The following is a 16,243-nucleotide window of genomic DNA, read 5'->3' on the forward strand; positions in this document are numbered from 1 at the left end:
GGCTAGAGAGGTTGAAGAAACCCGACTGGTTGTTGCCGGCGTTGAAGAATCCCGAGCTGTTGTCGCCCGAGTTGCCCACGCCCGACGTGGCGGTGAAACCGGCGTTGCTGGCCGAGTTTCCGATGCCGACGTTCTGGAGTCCGTTGTTGAATAGGCCCGTGTGGAAGGTGCCCGAGTTATTGATACCCACGTTGCCGCCGACGCCCGAGTTGTTAAGACCCGAGTGACCGAAGAAGAAGGCGCCGGTGCTGGTGTTCAGGAAGCCGGAGTTGCCGGTGCCGGAATTGTTGAAGCCCGAGTTGCCGGTGCCGGTGTTGCCGAAGCCCGAGTTCATCACGGCCTGGGTGTCCGGGCTGCCAACACCGGTGTTCAGCCCACCCGCGTTGAACAGACCCGTGTTGGTATCACCCGAGTTAGCCCACCCGGTGTTGAAGGCGCCCGCGTTGAAGTCGCCCGTGTTGAATGAGCCCGAGTTGAAGCTGCCCACGTTAGAGTCGCCCGAGTTTCCGAAACCCATGTTGCCAAAACCCGCGTTTCCGAAGCCCATGTTCAGGCCGCCCGCGTTCCCGGAACCGAAGTTGTTGAAACCCGCGTTGCCGAAGCCGGTGTTGGTGGAGCCCGCGTTCCAGAAGCCGGTGTTGGTGGAACCGGCGTTAAAGGAGCCGAAGTTGCCGTTTCCGGAGTTGAAGAAGCCGATGTTGTTGTTGCCCGAGTTGAAGAAGCCGATGTTGTTGTTGCCGGAGTTGCCGAAGCCGAGGTTTCCGGTGCCCGAGTTCAGCGCGCCGATGCCGATCATGTTGTCGCCGGTGAGCCCGAAACCGATGTTGTTGTTGCCGTTATTGCCAAATCCCAGGTTGTTGCTGCCGAGGTTGCCAAAGCCCACGTTGGAGTCGCCGGTGTTTCCGCTTCCCACGTTGAAGGAGCCGAAATTGCCGCTGCCGATGTTGGCGGGGCCGACGTTTCCGCCGCCGATGTTGCCGTCGCCGCCGCTGTTGCCGAAGCCGATGTTTCCGTTAGCGAAGTTTCCGCTGCCCAGGTTGAGCCACCCCACGTTCCCGCTGCCGAGGTTGGTGTTGCCGAAGTTTCCGCTGCCCAGGTTGAAGAAGCCGAAGTTGCCGTTGCCCACGTTCGCGTTGCCGCGATTCCCGCCGCCCAGGTTGGCGTCGCCGATGTTGCCGCTGCCCAGGTTGTAGTCGCCGGTGTTGCCGCTGCCCAGGTTGTAGTTGCCGATGTTGCCGATGCTCAGGTTTCCGACGCCGATGTTGCCGATGCCCAACCCCGGGATGACCTGGGCGGCCGGGCCGGACGCCGCCGCGGCCACCGGGCCGGGCAGGGCTTGCAACGCCTGCTGCCACGGCGCCAGCTGGGCGGCCACCGCCGACGCCGCGCCGTGATAGCCCACCATCGCCGCCACATCGGCGGCCCACAGTTCCTCGTAGGCGGCCTCGGTCGCCGCGATCGCCGGGGCGTTTTGGCCCAACAGGTTCGACAGCACCAGCGACACCAGTTGATTGCGGTTGGCCGCCACCATCACCGGAGGCACCGTGGCCGCCCGCGCGGCCTCAAACACCGCCGCGGCCGCCTTGGCCTGCTCGGCCGCGCCCAGGGCCCGTGTCGCCGCCGTGCCCAGCCAGCTGGCATAGGGGGCCGCCGCGGCCGCCATCGCCGCCGCCGCCGGACCCCGCCAGGCCCCACCCACCAGCCCCGACGTGACCGACGAGAACGCGGCCGCCGCTTCGCCTAATTCGGCGGCCAGCCCGTCCCAGGCCGCCGCCGCGGCCAGCGTCGGGCCCGAGCCCGCACCGGCGAACATCAGTGCCGAATTGACCTCCGGAGGCAGCATCAGAAAACTCATCACGCCATCCCGTCGTCAGCTGGCCTCGCACAACGGGTCGTCGCCACAGCGGCGCCCGTAATCGCACGCCCCGCCGGCTGCCCACACCCGCCGGATCCCGGTGCGCAAGCGCGCCACGCAATGCCGCGCATCCCCGCCCGCCTGCCCACAGTCGCCATGGTGGGCCTCCCACCGACAACACCGGGCCGATCGCCCGGCACCCGATATACCTGGCGACCACACACTATGGCAATTCCCGGACCGTATCGGCGTTTTCACCAAACTTGATCGCGATCGCCGGGCTGCTGCCGCACCATCCCGGCCACCCCGCCGCCACACCGTCGACCACGCTGGTCAACAATCGACTCAACGCGTCAAAGGAGACATCGCTCATGGCCGAAGCCGTTATCGTCGAGGCGGTCCGCTCACCCATCGGCAAGCGCAACGGCGGGTTGGCCGGTGTGCACCCGGCCGACCTGTCCGCACAGGTCCTCACCGGACTGGCCGACAAGGCCGGCATCGACCCCGAAATCGTCGACGACGTCATCTGGGGCTGCGTCATGCAGGCCGGTGAGCAAGCCCTCGACATCGCCCGCACCGCCCTGCTGGCGGCCGGCTGGCCGGAGACCGTCCCCGGGGTGACCGTCGATCGCCAGTGCGGGTCGAGCCAGCAGTCGGTGCACTTCGCCGCGGCCGGCGTGGTGGCCGGTCACTACGACGTGGTGGTGGCCGGCGGTGTGGAATCGATGTCGCGGACCCCGATGGGCTCGTCGCTGGCCAACGGCGGACGCCCATATCCGCCGGCCTTCCTGCAGCGCTACCACGGCGCGATCCCCAACCAGGGCCTGGGTGCCGAAATGATCGCCGAGCGGTGGGGATTCGACCGCGTCGCCCTCGACGAATTCTCCCTGGAATCACACGAAAAGGCCGCTGCTGCACAGGATTCCGGTGCGTTTGACGACCAGATCGTGGGCATCCGGGACCACGACGGCAACCTGGTGCTCAAGGACGAGGGCATCCGCCGCGGCACCACCATGGAAAAGATGGGCGCACTGAAGCCGGCGTTCAAGCAGGACGGTGTGATTCACGCCGGCAACTCCTCACAGATCTCCGACGGGTCGGCTGCGCTGCTGTTCATGTCCGCCGAGAAGGCCAAGTCGCTGGGCCGGAAGCCGATCGCCCGGGTGCACACCGTGGCGCTGGCCGGGGCCGATCCGGTGATCATGCTGACCGCGCCCATCCCGGCAACCCAGAAGGTGCTGCAGCGCTCCGGGCTGAGCATCGACGACATCGGGGCCTACGAGGTCAACGAGGCGTTCGCGCCGGTTCCGCTGGCCTGGCTGCGTGACATCGGCGCCGACGAGAACAAGCTCAATCCCAACGGCGGGGCGATCGCGCTGGGCCACCCGCTCGGCGGGTCGGGGGCCCGGTTGCTGACGACGTTGCTGTACCACATGCGGGACAAGGGAATTCGCTACGGGCTGCAGACGATGTGTGAGGGCGGCGGCCAGGCCAACGCCACCATCGTGGAGCTGCTGTGACCGACAGTGGCGACCGGCCCGCGGCGCTGGTCGAGCGCCACCGCGACGTGATGGTCATTACGATCAACCGCCCCGAGGCGCGCAACGCCGTCAACCGCGCGGTCAGCATCGCCGTCGGCGACGCGCTTGACCAAGCGCAACACGACCCGGACGTGCGGGCGGTGGTGATCACCGGTGCCGGTGACCGGTCGTTTTGTGCCGGGGTCGACCTCAAGGCGCTTGCCCGCCGGGAGAACGTGTATCACCCCGACCACCCGGATTGGGGTTTCGCCGGCTACGTGCACCATTTCGTCGACAAGCCGACCATCGCCGCGGTCAACGGCACCGCACTAGGCGGGGGCACCGAGCTGGCGCTGGCCAGCGACCTGGTCGTGGCCGACGAGCGCGCCAGTTTCGGGTTGCCGGAGGTCAAGCGCGGGCTGATCGCCGCGGCCGGCGGCGTTTTCCGGATCATGAACCAGCTGCCCCGCAAAGTGGCGATGGAGCTGCTGTTGACCGGTGAGCCGTTGACGGCCTCCGACGCCTACGGGTGGGGCCTGATTAACCAGGTGGTCAAGGACGGCTCGGTGCTGGACGCCGCGCTGGCTCTGGCGGCGCGGGTGACCGTCAACGCGCCGCTGTCGGTACAGGCCAGCAAGCGCGTCGCTTACGGGGTTGACGACGGCGTCATCACCGACGAGGAGGCGGGCTGGGAGCGCACCCTGCGCGAGATGCGTTCCCTGATCAGATCCGAGGACGCCAAGGAGGGGCCGTTGGCGTTCGCGGAGAAACGCGAGCCGGTGTGGAAGGGACGCTGATCGCTGCTGCTAGTGCGCCAGGACGTTCACTCCCCAGCGGAACACCGGGGGTAGCAGCGCACATGCCGGCACGATGGCGCGACGCGCCGCGGTGGGCGTGCTGGCCAACACCAGACCGCGGGTGAGCAGCCGGTAATCACGGGTAATCCGGTGCCACGCCACCTCATACGACGCCGGGGCGTCGTCGACGATGGCGCCGACGGCCGCGGCGGCCTGCTTGACGGCCAGACTGATGCCTTCGCCGGTGAGGGCGTCTTCGTAGCCGGCGGCGTCACCGACCAACAGCACCCGCCCGGCCACCCGGCGTGAAACCACTTGCCGCAGCGGGCCGCAGCCGCGGGCCGGCCCCGGGCTGGCGCCCTTCAGGTGGCGGGCGAGCCTGGGAAACCAGTCGAGTTCGGGTCGCTGACGGGACAGGATCGCCACGCCGACCAGATCCGATTCCACCGGCGTCACGTACGCCTCGCCCCAACGGGACCAATGCACTTCGACGAAATCCGACCACACCGGCACCCGGAAGTGCCACCGCACGCCGTAGCGGCGCGGTGTTCCCGCCGTCGCCGTGATTCCCACGGCGCGCCGCACCGCCGAATGCAGTCCGTCTGCCGCCACCAACCATTTCGCGCGCACACCGGCGGCCGTCACGCCGTGGGCGTCCTGCGCGACACCGGTCACCCGCCTGCGGATCCATTCGGTGTCTTGCTCTTTGGCCCGCTCCGCCAGCGCCGCGTGCAACGTGGTGCGTCGCACACCCCGCCCCGGCCCGGTGCGAAACCGCGCCTGCACCCGGCGTTGTTCGCTCAGATACGCGATCCCGCGAAACGGCATGCCGGCCGGGTCCACGCCAAGCGATGTCAGCTCGGCCAGGCCGCCGGGCATCAGCCCCTCGCCACACGCCTTGTCGATGGGATCGCATCGCGGCTCGGCGACGATGACCGAAAGTCCTTGCCGGCGCGCCTGTAACGCCGTGGCGAGCCCGCCCGGGCCACCCCCGACGACCAGCAGGTCGGCGTCATATGCCATGAGCGCCGCTCCTTTTCATCGCTTCGCTCTGCATCGTCGCGGCGCGGGGGTCATCGGTAACCCAGAACCGTGTTCTCCACGTGCAGCCGCACACTCAGCACGATCGCGTTGGCCAGGCTGAAACACAGCGCCGTCAACCACGCGGTGTGCACCAGCGGCAACGCGACCCCTTCGGCCACCACGGCAACATAGTTCGGGTGGTGCAAGAACCGGTAGGGACCGCGTCGCACCAGCGGCGCGTGCGGCACCGCGATCACCCGGGTGTTCCATCGCCGGCCCAGCGACTTCACGCACCACCAGCGCAGCGCCTGGCTCAGCACCACCACGGCCAGCATCGGCCAGCCGAGCCACGGTAGGAACGGCCGGTGCAGCGCCCATGGTTCGACCACGCAGCCGAGCAGCAGCGCCGTGTGCAGGATGACCATCGCCACGTAATGGCGGCGGCCAAACTCCTTGCCGCCCTGGGCAAAAGACCAGCGTGCATTGCGCTGGGCCACCACCAGCTCGGCCAGGCGTTCGATGACGACCGCCAGAATTAGCAGATAGTACACGGCCCTACCACTTGAGCAGCACCAGTTCCGAGCAAAAGGCCGGCCCCATCGCGATCATCACCCCGATCGAACCCGGTGGCGGCGGGTCGGCCATGGCCGCCCGCAGCACGTCAAGCACCCACACCGAAGACAGATTCCCGTTGTCGCGCAAGGATTTCCGCGTGTCATCTAAAGCGTCCGCGGGCAGCTCCAGCGCATTTTCCACCGCTTCGATCACCCTGGGCCCGCCGGGGTGGCACACCCAGGTCGTCACGTCGTCGGTGGTCAGTCCGTGATCGGCGAGGAATCTGCGGACGTCATTGCCAAGGTATTTTTCGGTGACGGTCGCGACGTCGACCGACAGGACGATGCGGAAGCCGTCGCTGCCGATCTTCCAGCCCATGACTTCTTCGGTGCCCGGGTAGAGCCGGCTGCGGGTTGCCAACACCTTGGGAAGGCCGACCGAGCCGACGGCAGTCCGGGCGGCCCCCTGGAGGACGACGGCGGCGGCGCCGTCACCGAACAGGCTGGTGGCGATCAGGTTGGCGACGGATTTGTCCTGGCGCAGTCCCACCCGGGTGGCCAGCCGCGCTTCCAGCGTCGGCACCGCCAGCCCGGTCACCGTCGTCGAGAAGACAATGTCGATCTCCGACGGCCTGACCTCGGCTTCGTCCAGGGCCGCCCGCAGCGCCTGTTCGCCCACGTCGAGGGCGACGTCGACGAAGGCGTCGTTTGCTTCGGTGAAGCCGCTCAGCTGGCGATAACGCGATAGCGGCAACGCGGTGTGGCGCGCTCGAACCCCGCTGCTCAGCGCGAACCGCCGAAACTCCGGGCCGGCGAACTCGGTCAGCGCGTTGATGGTTGCGTCCTGGCTGTGCCGGTGTTGTGGGAACTTCACGGCCACCGCCGCGACCGACGGATCCCTCGTCGTCGTGGCCGTCGGTGTTTCCGCACCGAGGCACGCCAAATTTCCCCCTGTGATCGTGTCCATGTATGCAGTCACGGTACTGCCGCCGGATGGGTTCAGCACAGGTCGGATGCGGGCCGGTGGCCGAGGCTGCGAAGATGCGGACAACCGGTTGTTCGATCCGGCATCGGGTCGGGGGACGTCACCGTGGACGAAAGGTCGCTACACCATGGCGGGACCGCTGAGCGGGTTACGGGTGGTCGAGTTGGCCGGCATCGGGCCGGGCCCGCACGCCGCGATGATCCTGGGGGATCTCGGCGCCGACGTCATCCGCATCGAACGCCCGTCGGCTGCCGCCGACCGCGGCGGTGGAGGCACCGCCAAGGATGCCATGCTGCGCAACCGGCGCGTGCTGACCGCCGACCTGAAGTCCGACGAGGGACGCGAGCTGGTGCTCAAACTCGTCGCCAAGGCCGACGTGCTGATCGAGGGTTACCGCCCGGGCGTCACCGAGCGGCTGGGCCTGGGCCCCGACGACTGCGCACAGGTCAACGAGCGGCTGATCTACGCCCGGATGACCGGCTGGGGCCAGACCGGCCCACGCAGCCAGCGGGCCGGTCACGACATCAACTACATCGCGCTCAACGGCATCCTGCATGCCATCGGGCGGGCGGGCGAGCGGCCGGTGCCGCCGCTGAACCTGGTCGGCGACTTCGGTGGGGGCTCGATGTTTCTGCTGGTCGGCATCCTGGCCGCGCTGTGGGAACGGCAGCGCTCCGGCAGGGGACAGGTCATCGACGCGGCGATGGTGGACGGGTCCAGCGTGCTAGCGCAGATGATCTGGGCCATGCGCGCGACCGGCATGTGGACCGACGTGCGGGGCAGCAACATGCTCGACGGCGGCGCCCCCTACTACGACACCTACGAATGCGCCGACGGCCGCTACGTCGCCGTCGGCGCCATCGAGCCGCAGTTCTACGCGGCGATGATCACCGGATTGGGTCTGGATGCGGCGAAGCTGCCCCCGCAGAACGACGTCACCCGGTGGCCCGAGCTGCGGGCGGTGCTCACACAGGCCTTCGCCCGCCATGACCGCGACCACTGGGCCAAGGTGTTCGCCGATTCCGATGCCTGCGTGACGCCGGTGCTGGCGTTCGGCGAGGTGCAGGCCGAGCCGCACATCACCGAGCGGAACACCTTCTACGAAATCAACGCTGGTCCGGGGGGTGGGCTGCAGCCGATGCCGGCCCCGCGGTTCTCGCGCACCCCGCCGGGCAAGCCACGACCGCCGGCCGCCCCGGAGACAGACATCGCCGCGCTGCTCAACGACTGGGACTACTAGGGACGACGAGCGACGACCAAGAAAGGACGCGCATGCAGATCAAGGACGCCGTAGCGGTGGTCACCGGCGGGGCCTCAGGCCTGGGCCTGGCCACCACCAGACGCCTGCTGGACGCCGGGGCGCGGGTGGTGGTGCTGGACCTCGGGGGCGACGAGGTGGTCCGCGCACTCGGTGAGCGCGCCCGCTTCGCCCACGCCGATGTCACCGACGAGGTCGCCGTCAGCGACGCGCTGGACGTGGCGGACTCGCTGGGTCCGCTGCGCATCGTCGTCAACTGTGCCGGCATCGGCAATGCCCTGCGAGTGCTGGGTCGCGACGGCGTCTTCCCGCTGGCCGCGTTCCGCAAGATCGTCGACGTCAACCTGGTCGGCACGTTCAACGTGCTGCGGTTGGGTGCGGAGCGGATCGCCAAGACCGAGCCGATCGGTGAAGAGCGGGGCGTCCTCATCAACACCGCCTCGGTGGCGGCATTCGACGGTCAGATCGGTCAGGCCGCCTACTCGGCGTCCAAGGGTGGTGTCGTCGGGATGACCTTGCCCATCGCGCGCGACCTGGCCAGCAAGCTGATCCGCGTGGTCACGATCGCGCCCGGCCTGTTCGACACCCCGCTGTTGGCATCGCTGCCCGAGGAGGCGCGGGCGTCGCTGGGCCAGCAGGTGCCGCATCCGTCGCGGCTGGGCGACCCCGACGAGTACGCCGCGCTGGCCGTGCACATCATCGAAAACCCCATGCTCAACGGCGAAGTCATCCGCCTGGACGGCGCCATCCGGATGGCGCCGCGCTAAGCCGAACAAAAAGCCCCCGCCGTTGCGGGGGATCGATGTCGAAGATTACCGACGAAACCATCGGGTGATCGCGGGTTCGGCCATCAGTAGCCGCGCAAGCATGCCCATGAGGTCGCTCAGCTCGCCGTGGGCAGCGGGCGCCAGTCGTCGAACTGCTCCGAGTTCTCGCCTTCCACCAGCATGTCGCCGTGGTAGAGAGCCTCGAAGTCAGCCTTGATGACATCGGCGCTCGCGTCGTCGATCCACATGCCACCGAGCGTAGAAGTCGCCATTAAGGAATCATTGAGTCACGGTTCGGAAAATGGTGGCAATTATTACCGGCCGGTAGGGTGCTTTCCCCCAGGTGACGGCGGGCCGGTAGGCCGCCGCCAACTCCCGGGCCGGGTTGGCATGAGGCCGCGGTGAACCATCCCAGCGCCCGCGCTCGTACCTACGGCAGGGTTGTTTGACACTCGTAAGTTATCGCCGGTAAGTTATCGCCGATGGTGCGGGTCTGGGGAGCTCGGTGCCGGCGGTGGAGGGACGCAACATGTTGCACAGGATCGCTCGACTGGCCATCGCCGCACCACGGCGAATCATCGCAGGGGCGCTCCTCGTCCTGGTAGCCGCCGCGGTTTTCGGCATTCCCGTCGCCAAGAGCCTGTCTCCCGGCGGGTTCCAGGACCCGAACTCGGAGTCGGCCCGGGCCATCAAGGTGTTGACCGACAAATTCGGGCAGAGCGGTCAGAAGATGCTGATCGTGGTCACGGCTGCGGCCGGTGCCGGCAGCGAACCGGCCCGCAGGGTCGGCACCGACATCGTCGAACAACTGCTGGGGTCGCCGCTGGTGTACAACGTGACCTCGCCCTGGACCGCACCGCCGCCGGCATCCGCCGATCTGGTCAGCACCGACGGCAAGTCCGGGCTGATCGTGGTCAACCTCAAGGGCGGCGAGAACGACGCCCAGAACAACGCCCGAACGCTGGCCGACGCGATCGTCCACGACCGCGACGGCGTCACCGTCCGCGCGGGTGGCTCGGCGATGCAGTACGCCCAGATCAACAAGCAGAACCAGGACGACCTGCTGGTGATGGAGATCATCGCGATTCCGCTGAGCTTCCTGGTGCTGGTCTGGGTGTTCGGCGGGCTGCTGGCGGCGGCGCTTCCGATGACGCTGGGCGCACTGGCCGTCGTCGGCTCCATGGCGGTGTTGCGACTGGTCACCTTCACCACTGAGGTGTCGATCTTTGCGCTCAACCTCAGCACGGCGCTGGGTCTGGCGTTGGCCATCGACTACACGCTGCTGATCATCAGCCGCTATCGCGACGAGCTGGTCGAGGGCGGTGACCGCGACGAGGCACTGATCCGGACCATGGTCACGTCTGGTCGCACCGTGTTGTTTTCCGCGGTCACCGTGGCGTTGTCGATGGCGGCGACGGTGGCCTTCCCGATGTACTTCCTGAAGTCGTTCGCCTACGCCGGGGTGGCCACCGTGGCGTTCGTGGCGACCGCGTCGATCGTGATCACCCCGGCCGCCATCGTGCTGCTGGGCCCCCGGTTGGACGCGTGGGACGTGCGCCGGCTGGTGCGCCGGGTGCTGGGTCGCCCCGAACCCGGGCACAAACCGGTCGAGCGACTGTTCTGGTATCGGTCGTCGAAGCTGGTGATGCGCCGCTGGCTGCCGATCGGCCTGGCCGTGGTCGCGCTGTTGCTATTGCTCGGGCTGCCGTTCTTCTCGGTGAAGTGGGGTTTCCCGGACGACCGGGTGTTGCCGACGTCGGCGTCGTCACACCAGGTCGGTGACCGGCTGCGCAGCGGCTTCGGGCACGATTCGGAGACGGCGGTGCCGGTCGTCATCCCGGACGCCGGTGGGCTGAGCCCGGCGGATCTGGACGACTATGCCGCCGCCCTGTCGCGGGTCGCCGACGTGTCGGCGGTGAGTGCCCCGGGTGGCACGTTCGTGGCTGGAAGCCGGGTGGGTCCGCCCGCCGGGGCCACCGGGTTGGCCGACGGCAGCGCGTTTTTGACCGTGAGCTCCGCGGCGCCGCTGTTTTCGGCGGCCTCCGACGCTCAGCTGCGGCGGCTGCACCAGGTGCCCGGCCCCGCCGGCCGGTCCGTGGTGATGGCCGGTGTGGCGCAGGTCAACCGCGACAGCGTGGACGCGGTGACGCACCGGCTGCCGTTGGTGCTGGGGCTGATGGCCGCCATCACATTCGTGTTGCTGTTCCTGCTCACCGGCAGCGTGGTGCTGCCGGTCAAGGCGCTGGCCTGTAATGTGCTCTCGCTGACCGCGGCATTCGGCGCGCTGGTGTGGATCTTCCAGGACGGCCATCTCGGCGCGTTGGGCACCACCCCGAGCGGGACGCTGGTGGCCAACATGCCGGTGCTGTTGTTCTGCATCGCATTCGGATTGTCGATGGATTACGAGGTGTTCTTGGTCTCCCGGATCCGCGAGTACTGGCTGGCCTCCGGAGCCGCCCGCCCGGCAACGCCAACCGCGGCCCAGGCGCACGCCGCCAACGACGAGAGTGTGGCGCTGGGCGTGGCCCGCACCGGCCGGGTGATCACCGCCGCCGCGTTGGTCATGTCGATGTCGTTTGCCGCGCTGATCGCCGCGCACGTGTCGTTCATGCGGATGTTCGGCCTGGGCCTGACGCTGGCCGTGGCCGCCGATGCGACCCTGGTGCGGATGGTCTTGGTGCCCGCGTTCATGCACGTGATGGGCCGGTGGAACTGGTGGGCGCCCACGCCCTTGGTGTGGCTGCATGAGCGGTTCGGCCTCAGCGAAGCCATCGCTTCGGAGCGGGCCGCCACCACCGAGCCGGTAGGGATCACCGCCAGCGGTGAGGAGTGGCCGGTCCCCGCCTCGGTGACGCGCGATGGATGACGTGTCGGCCGGCGGCCTGCGCCGCCCACGTGCGCCCCGCGGGTCGGGTGATCGGCTCCGCCAGGAAATCCTGGACGCCGCCACCGAGCTGCTGCTCGCCACCGGGCAAGCCAGGGCGGTGTCGATCCGGTCGGTGGCGCAACGCGTCGGGGTCACACCACCGGCGATCTATCTGCACTTCGAGGACAAAAATGCGCTCCTGGACGCGGTGTGCGCCCGCTACCTAGAAAGGCTCGACTGCGAAATGCAACGGGCCGCCCTCGGGCAACCCCGCACCGTGGACGTGCTGCGCGCCCAGGGCCTGGCATACGTACGGTTCGCGCTGCAGACCCCCGAGCTGTATCGGCTGGCCACCATGGGTGAGTGGCGATCCGGGAGCCGTGTGGATATCGCCCTGGACAGCTCGGCGTTCCAACACCTGCGCGCTTCCGTGCAGACGCTGATGGACGAGGGCGTCTACCGCGCCGCCGATCCGACCACCCTCGCCCTGGAGCTGTGGACCGCGGCCCACGGTGTGGCGGCCCTGCTCATCACCAAGCCGCATCTGCCGTTCGGCGATGTCGATGCGTTCGCCGACCGGGTGTTGGGCGCAGTGCTGTGCGGCCACCTGGTGGCCGGGCTGGTTGGCGGGGACGCGACAGCCGGGCGGCTGGCGGACTGGGTGCTGGCACGTCGCCCAGCACAAAGACCGGGCCCGGTGGAAGAATCGCGGGGTCCGTTGGAACAATCACCGGTATGACGCCCACGGCGGTCCCGGCGTCCGGGGTCGACCACCCATTCTTCGCCCGGATCTGGCCTGTCGTCGCCGCCCACGAGGTGGATGCGCTACGCAGGCTTCGCCGAGAGAACCTGGCGGGCTTGTCGGGGCGGGTGTTGGAGGTAGGTGCCGGCGTCGGGACGAACTTCCCCCGCTACCCATCGACGGTGGCCCAGGTCGTTGCCGTGGAGCCCGAGCCCCGGCTGGCCGCAAAAGCCCGCCGGGCCGCCGCCGGCGCACCGGTTCCCATCGTGGTGACCGGCGACATGGTCGAGGAGATCGCCGGGGAGGAGGTATTCGACGCGGTGGTCTGTTCGCTGGTGCTGTGCTCGGTGAGCGATCCCGGCAGCGTGCTGCGGCGCCTGCATTCGGTGCTGCGGCCGGGTGGGCAGCTGCGCTACCTCGAGCATGTGGCCAGTGCCGGCGCCCGGGGCCTATTGCAGCAGCTGGTCGACGCGACGATCTGGCCACGGGTGGCGGGCAACTGCCACACCCATCGCGATACCGAACGCGCGATCGTCGACGCCGGATTCGAGATCGAAACCGCCCGTCGCGAATGGACGTTGCCGGCGTGGGTGCCGCTGCCGCATTCGGAGCTGGTCGTGGGCCGCGCGCGCAGGCCCTAGGGGCGTGGGCCCACCGCTGGCCGACTACTTCAGCAGGGCCGGCAACCGCTGCAGCAACCCGGGCAACGCTTGGCTGGCGGACTGGCGCACGCACAGCGTCGCGCTTGCCGACAGCGGGGTGGGCTCGGGATTGACCTCGATCACCGCCGTGCCGCGCGCCAGCGCCAGCTCGGGCAGCCCGGCGGCCGGGTAGACGATCGCGGAGGTCCCGACCACCACCATCGCGTCGGCGGCCTCGGTTGCCTGCACGGCGTGCCGCCACGGTTCATCGGGCAGCGGTTCACCGAACCACACGATGCCGGGGCGGATCAGCCCGCCGCAGCCGCACACCGGTGGCGGCACCTCGATCGCGGGTTCGGTCATCACCGGCAGCGGGTCGTTGTAGGGCACACCGCAACGCGCACAACGGAATTCGAAAAGACTGCCGTGCAGGTGATGGACCGGGGCGCTGCCGGCGCGCTCATGTAGGTCGTCCACGTTCTGGGTGATGACGCTGACCTCAACGTGCTGCTGCCAGGCGGCGATCGCCCGGTGCCCGGCGTTGGGCTGCACCCCGGCGACCAGGTAGTGGCGCCACAGGTACCATCCCCAGACGCGCTCGGGGTTGCGCAGCCACCCCTGCGTGCTGGACAGCTCGTAGGGGTCGAAACGGGCCCACAACCCGTTCTTGTCGTCGCGGAACGTCGGCACGCCGCTCTCCGCGGAGATCCCCGCGCCGCTGAGCACCGCCACTCGCATGCCACAAACATAGCCGGGCTTGGTAGATACTAGGTACGTGGAGCTGCGCGACTGGTTACGGATCGACGTGAAGGCGGGCAAGCCGCTGTTCGACCAGCTCAGAACCCAGGTGATCGACGGCGTCCGAGCCGGTGCCCTGCCGCCGGGTACCCGGCTGCCGACGGTGCGCGACCTGGCCGGTCAGCTTGGCGTGGCCGCCAACACCGTGGCCCGCGCGTATCGAGAGCTGGAGTCGGCGGCCATCGTCGAAACGCGTGGACGCTTCGGCACTTTCATCTCCCGCTTCGACCCGACCGACGCCGCGATGGCGGCCGCGGCCAAGGAATACGTCGAAGTGGCCCGGGCGTTGGGGCTGACCAAGTCCGACGCGATGCGTTACCTCACGAACGTGCCGGACGACTGAACTCCAGCGGCGTGATACGCGCGCGCAGCGAGGGATTCATCGCAACACCCTGTTCAGCGTGCGCAGGTTGCGGGTTGTGGTCGAAGACTTGTAGCGCCTCTTTCCCATCGTTTGGCCCAGGGTGCTATCGAGTGTGCCGCCCTTGGGTACCTGCCAGTAGATGACCCGGTCACCGCGGCTGATCCGCTCGTTCGGGCCGGCATCGGCGGCCAGCGCGGAAAGCTCGTCGAGCACGGCGGCGTCGGCGACGAACGTGACGTACGACTGGTATCCGTCGACCTCGCGGTCAAACGGGTACGCCTCGACGATGGCGTGCACCGTCTCGATGTCGTAGGCCAACACCCACGCCTCGTAGCCGAATCTCTCGCGCAACGTGGCTTCCGCCGTCGCGCGCACCGCCGCGACATCGGCGGGCGACTCCAGCACCACATTGCCGCTGGCCAAGATGGTGCGTACCTTGCTGAATCCGGCGTCGGTGAAGGCGGCGGCCACCTCGGCCATGGTGAGGTTGACGCCGCCCACGTTGACGCCGCGCAGAAACGCCGCGTAGCGGGTCATGCTCCGATCTCACCAGGCCGCCCGGGTGCGACGTAGGCTTTTCGGCATGGGACGCCAAGTCTTCGACGACAAGCTGTTGGCCGTGATCAGCGGGAACTCCATCGGCGTGCTGGCCACCATCAAACGTGACGGGCGTCCCCAGCTGTCCAACGTGCAGTATCACTTCGACCCGCGCACATCGGTGATCCAGGTGTCGATCGCCGAGCCCCGGGCCAAGACCCGCAACCTGCGACGCGATCCGCGCGCGTCGATCCTGGTCGACGCCGATGACGGGTGGTCGTATGCCGTCGCCGAGGGCACCGCCGAACTGACCCCTCCCGCGGCCGCACCCGATGACGACACCGTGGAGGCGCTGATTGCCTTGTATCGCAACATCGCCGGCGAGCATCCGGACTGGGAGGAATACCGACAGGCGATGGTCACCGATCGGCGGGTGCTGCTCACCCTGCCGATCTCGCACGTCTACGGCCTGCCCCCGGGCATGCGGTGACCAGGCTAGGCTGCCCAGTATGGCTGAATCGAACTCCCCGGCCGAGGAGACCAAGCGCAAGTTCCGGGAAGCTCTGGACCGCAAGATGGCGAAGTCGTCGGGGAAATCGGATCACAAGGATGGCGGCGACAAGCCTTCGCGGGCGCACGGGCCGGCGGAGAGCCGCCGGGAATTCCGCCGCAAAAGCGGCTAGCGGAGCCTGAGAGTCGTTGCCGACAACTCGGGTTGGCCGGCCTGGGCGCCGCTGGGGCGGGGCGCGCGGACGCCGTCCCCGCCGGGCCATCGGGGCGGCTCTAGACTGGGTGGGTGCCAACACTGCAACTCGTCCAAGACCCGGCCGCCGACGCGTTGTTGGAATCCAACCCGTTTGCGCTGCTGGTGGGTATGTTGCTCGACCAGCAGGTGCCGATGGAAACCGCGTTCGCGGGACCCAAGAAGATCGCCGATCGGATGGGCGGCTTCGACGCGGCGGCGATCGCCGACTACGACCCCGACAAGTTCGCCGCGCTGTGCTCGGAAAAGCCTGCGATACACCGGTTTCCGGGGTCGATGGCCAAGCGCATCCAGGCGCTCGCGCGGATCATCGTGGACCGGTACGACGGGGATGCGGCCGCGATGTGGACGGCCGGTGAACCCGACGGCAAGGAGTTGCTGCGGCGACTTCGGGGGCTGCCCGGCTTTGGCGAGCAGAAGGCCCAGATCTTCCTTGCGCTGCTCGGTAAGCAGTACGGCGTGACGCCACCGGGCTGGCGAGCGGCGGCCGGGAAATTCGGCCAGCCGGGCACGTGCATCTCGGTCGCCGATATCGTCGACGCCCGTTCGCTGGGGCAGGTGCGGTCGCACAAGAGGCAGATGAAGGCAGCGGCCATGGGGAAAGCCAAGGGAAAGGCGGCACCGTGAAGACACACATCACCTGTCCGTGCGGCGAGGCCATCGTCGGCAAGGACGAAGACGAGCTGGTTGAGCTGACCCAGGCCCACCTTGCCGACGTTCACCCGGGCCTGGAGTACGACCGCGACGCGATCCTGTTCATGGCCTACTGAGCC

General features: G+C 68.5%; 19 protein-coding genes and 1 pseudogene. 12 read left to right on the forward strand and 8 right to left on the reverse strand.

The window, feature by feature from the left end:
• Positions 1-10: 10 nt before the first annotated feature.
• Positions 11-1,855: pseudogene (locus G6N20_RS22385) on the reverse strand (PPE domain-containing protein); the annotation flags it as partial.
• Positions 1,856-2,078: 223 nt separating this feature from the next.
• Positions 2,079-2,228 carry a hypothetical protein gene (locus G6N20_RS01720; protein WP_158084770.1) on the reverse strand — a complete coding sequence of 50 codons (150 nt, stop codon included), beginning with the start codon at positions 2,226-2,228 and terminating at the stop codon, positions 2,079-2,081.
• Between G6N20_RS01720 and G6N20_RS01725 the strand changes: the two genes are divergently transcribed.
• Positions 2,227-3,375, forward strand: a complete 1,149-nt coding sequence (locus G6N20_RS01725; RefSeq protein ID WP_083049777.1) for a thiolase family protein — start codon at positions 2,227-2,229, stop codon at positions 3,373-3,375. The genes G6N20_RS01720 and G6N20_RS01725 overlap by 2 nt on opposite strands.
• A gap of 50 nt (positions 3,376-3,425) precedes the next feature.
• Entirely contained in the window at positions 3,426-4,172 is a 747-nt protein-coding gene (locus G6N20_RS01730; protein WP_232065484.1) for a crotonase/enoyl-CoA hydratase family protein, read from the forward strand.
• 9 nt (positions 4,173-4,181) lie between these two features.
• On the opposite strand, the gene G6N20_RS01735 is transcribed toward G6N20_RS01730, so the two are convergent.
• Genes G6N20_RS01735 through G6N20_RS01745 form a run of 3 tightly spaced genes read right to left on the reverse strand, consistent with a single transcriptional unit; the run spans position 4,182 to position 6,752 of the window.
• Positions 4,182-5,195: an NAD(P)/FAD-dependent oxidoreductase gene (locus G6N20_RS01735; protein ID WP_083049710.1), complete on the reverse strand. Its 1,014-nt coding sequence runs from the start codon at positions 5,193-5,195 to the stop codon at positions 4,182-4,184.
• Between the two features lie 50 nt (positions 5,196-5,245).
• Positions 5,246-5,746: an isoprenylcysteine carboxyl methyltransferase family protein gene (locus G6N20_RS01740; RefSeq protein ID WP_083049707.1), complete on the reverse strand. Its 501-nt coding sequence runs from the start codon at positions 5,744-5,746 to the stop codon at positions 5,246-5,248.
• A 4-nt stretch (positions 5,747-5,750) separates the two neighbouring features.
• Positions 5,751-6,752, reverse strand: coding sequence for a type III polyketide synthase (locus G6N20_RS01745; protein ID WP_372516255.1), 1,002 nt, complete (start codon positions 6,750-6,752; stop codon positions 5,751-5,753).
• Positions 6,753-6,861: 109 nt separating this feature from the next.
• Here G6N20_RS01745 and G6N20_RS01750 point away from each other — a divergent pair, with 109 nt between their 5' ends.
• Both G6N20_RS01750 and G6N20_RS01755 read left to right on the forward strand, forming a co-directional pair.
• Positions 6,862-7,974, forward strand: a complete 1,113-nt coding sequence (locus G6N20_RS01750) for a CaiB/BaiF CoA transferase family protein (protein WP_083049774.1) — start codon at positions 6,862-6,864, stop codon at positions 7,972-7,974.
• Between the two features lie 32 nt (positions 7,975-8,006).
• Complete coding sequence (locus tag G6N20_RS01755) at positions 8,007-8,759, forward strand: 3-hydroxyacyl-CoA dehydrogenase (RefSeq protein WP_083049702.1); 753 nt, start codon at positions 8,007-8,009, stop codon at positions 8,757-8,759.
• Between the two features lie 116 nt (positions 8,760-8,875).
• On the opposite strand, the gene G6N20_RS21645 is transcribed toward G6N20_RS01755, so the two are convergent.
• Positions 8,876-9,007 (reverse strand): hypothetical protein, encoded by a 132-nt coding sequence (locus G6N20_RS21645; protein WP_142272086.1) that lies wholly within the window; start codon positions 9,005-9,007, stop codon positions 8,876-8,878.
• 281 nt (positions 9,008-9,288) lie between these two features.
• Here G6N20_RS21645 and G6N20_RS01760 point away from each other — a divergent pair, with 281 nt between their 5' ends.
• From G6N20_RS01760 to G6N20_RS01770, 3 genes are read left to right on the forward strand one after another with little or no spacing between them, the layout of a single operon-like run.
• Positions 9,289-11,625, forward strand: a complete 2,337-nt coding sequence (locus tag G6N20_RS01760; protein ID WP_083049771.1) for an MMPL family transporter — start codon at positions 9,289-9,291, stop codon at positions 11,623-11,625.
• The gene (locus tag G6N20_RS01765) at positions 11,618-12,364 is read left to right on the forward strand and encodes a TetR/AcrR family transcriptional regulator (RefSeq protein ID WP_083049699.1); all 747 of its coding nucleotides are present in this window, start codon (positions 11,618-11,620) and stop codon (positions 12,362-12,364) included. The genes G6N20_RS01760 and G6N20_RS01765 overlap by 8 nt, the downstream gene beginning before the upstream one ends.
• On the forward strand, positions 12,361-13,008 hold the full coding sequence (locus tag G6N20_RS01770) for a class I SAM-dependent methyltransferase (protein ID WP_083049696.1): 648 nt from the start codon (positions 12,361-12,363) through the stop codon (positions 13,006-13,008). Before G6N20_RS01765 ends, G6N20_RS01770 begins: the two co-directional genes overlap by 4 nt.
• A 24-nt stretch (positions 13,009-13,032) precedes the next feature.
• Here the strand turns inward: G6N20_RS01770 and G6N20_RS01775 are convergent, their stop codons facing one another.
• Positions 13,033-13,746 (reverse strand): NAD-dependent deacylase, encoded by a 714-nt coding sequence (locus G6N20_RS01775; RefSeq protein WP_083049694.1) that lies wholly within the window; start codon positions 13,744-13,746, stop codon positions 13,033-13,035.
• Positions 13,747-13,783: 37 nt separating this feature from the next.
• On the opposite strand from G6N20_RS01775, the gene G6N20_RS01780 reads away from it, so the two are divergent.
• Positions 13,784-14,149 carry a GntR family transcriptional regulator gene (locus G6N20_RS01780; RefSeq protein WP_083049692.1) on the forward strand — a complete coding sequence of 122 codons (366 nt, stop codon included), beginning with the start codon at positions 13,784-13,786 and terminating at the stop codon, positions 14,147-14,149.
• A 36-nt stretch (positions 14,150-14,185) separates the two neighbouring features.
• Here G6N20_RS01780 and G6N20_RS01785 read toward each other — a convergent pair whose 3' ends face one another.
• Positions 14,186-14,707 (reverse strand): DUF1697 domain-containing protein, encoded by a 522-nt coding sequence (locus tag G6N20_RS01785; RefSeq protein ID WP_083049689.1) that lies wholly within the window; start codon positions 14,705-14,707, stop codon positions 14,186-14,188.
• Between the two features lie 46 nt (positions 14,708-14,753).
• Between G6N20_RS01785 and G6N20_RS01790 the strand changes: the two genes are divergently transcribed.
• From G6N20_RS01790 to G6N20_RS01805, 4 genes are all read left to right on the forward strand, one after another.
• Positions 14,754-15,197 carry a PPOX class F420-dependent oxidoreductase gene (locus G6N20_RS01790; RefSeq protein WP_083049687.1) on the forward strand — a complete coding sequence of 148 codons (444 nt, stop codon included), beginning with the start codon at positions 14,754-14,756 and terminating at the stop codon, positions 15,195-15,197.
• 19 nt (positions 15,198-15,216) lie between these two features.
• Positions 15,217-15,390 carry a DUF5302 domain-containing protein gene (locus G6N20_RS01795; RefSeq protein ID WP_142272085.1) on the forward strand — a complete coding sequence of 58 codons (174 nt, stop codon included), beginning with the start codon at positions 15,217-15,219 and terminating at the stop codon, positions 15,388-15,390.
• Positions 15,391-15,503: 113 nt separating this feature from the next.
• Complete coding sequence (locus G6N20_RS01800) at positions 15,504-16,097, forward strand: HhH-GPD-type base excision DNA repair protein (RefSeq protein WP_083049684.1); 594 nt, start codon at positions 15,504-15,506, stop codon at positions 16,095-16,097.
• Entirely contained in the window at positions 16,094-16,240 is a 147-nt protein-coding gene (locus tag G6N20_RS01805; RefSeq protein ID WP_083049681.1) for a DUF1059 domain-containing protein, read from the forward strand. The genes G6N20_RS01800 and G6N20_RS01805 overlap by 4 nt, the downstream gene beginning before the upstream one ends.
• Positions 16,241-16,243: the final 3 nt, after the last annotated feature.

This window comes from Mycobacterium shinjukuense, assembly GCF_010730055.1.
In the GTDB taxonomy this organism is placed as follows: Bacteria; Actinomycetota; Actinomycetes; order Mycobacteriales; family Mycobacteriaceae; genus Mycobacterium; species Mycobacterium shinjukuense.

Excerpts from the sequence above, each read along its gene's own strand:
- G6N20_RS01765 (WP_083049699.1), top strand. The coding sequence starts at position 11,618 with ATGGATGACGTGTCGGCCGGCGGCCTGCGCCGCCCACGTGCGCCCCGC.
- G6N20_RS01760 (WP_083049771.1), top strand. The coding sequence starts at position 9,289 with ATGTTGCACAGGATCGCTCGACTGGCCATCGCCGCACCACGGCGAATC.
- G6N20_RS01750 (WP_083049774.1), top strand. The coding sequence starts at position 6,862 with ATGGCGGGACCGCTGAGCGGGTTACGGGTGGTCGAGTTGGCCGGCATC.
- G6N20_RS01775 (WP_083049694.1), bottom strand. The coding sequence starts at position 13,746 with ATGCGAGTGGCGGTGCTCAGCGGCGCGGGGATCTCCGCGGAGAGCGGC.
- G6N20_RS01785 (WP_083049689.1), bottom strand. The coding sequence starts at position 14,707 with ATGACCCGCTACGCGGCGTTTCTGCGCGGCGTCAACGTGGGCGGCGTC.
- G6N20_RS21645 (WP_142272086.1), bottom strand. The coding sequence starts at position 9,007 with ATGTGGATCGACGACGCGAGCGCCGATGTCATCAAGGCTGACTTCGAG.
- G6N20_RS01720 (WP_158084770.1), bottom strand. The coding sequence starts at position 2,228 with ATGAGCGATGTCTCCTTTGACGCGTTGAGTCGATTGTTGACCAGCGTG.
- G6N20_RS01735 (WP_083049710.1), bottom strand. The coding sequence starts at position 5,195 with ATGGCATATGACGCCGACCTGCTGGTCGTCGGGGGTGGCCCGGGCGGG.
- G6N20_RS01770 (WP_083049696.1), top strand. The coding sequence starts at position 12,361 with ATGACGCCCACGGCGGTCCCGGCGTCCGGGGTCGACCACCCATTCTTC.
- G6N20_RS01730 (WP_232065484.1), top strand. The coding sequence starts at position 3,426 with ATGGTCATTACGATCAACCGCCCCGAGGCGCGCAACGCCGTCAACCGC.
- G6N20_RS01795 (WP_142272085.1), top strand. The coding sequence starts at position 15,217 with ATGGCTGAATCGAACTCCCCGGCCGAGGAGACCAAGCGCAAGTTCCGG.
- G6N20_RS01790 (WP_083049687.1), top strand. The coding sequence starts at position 14,754 with ATGGGACGCCAAGTCTTCGACGACAAGCTGTTGGCCGTGATCAGCGGG.
- G6N20_RS01725 (WP_083049777.1), top strand. The coding sequence starts at position 2,227 with ATGGCCGAAGCCGTTATCGTCGAGGCGGTCCGCTCACCCATCGGCAAG.
- G6N20_RS01755 (WP_083049702.1), top strand. The coding sequence starts at position 8,007 with ATGCAGATCAAGGACGCCGTAGCGGTGGTCACCGGCGGGGCCTCAGGC.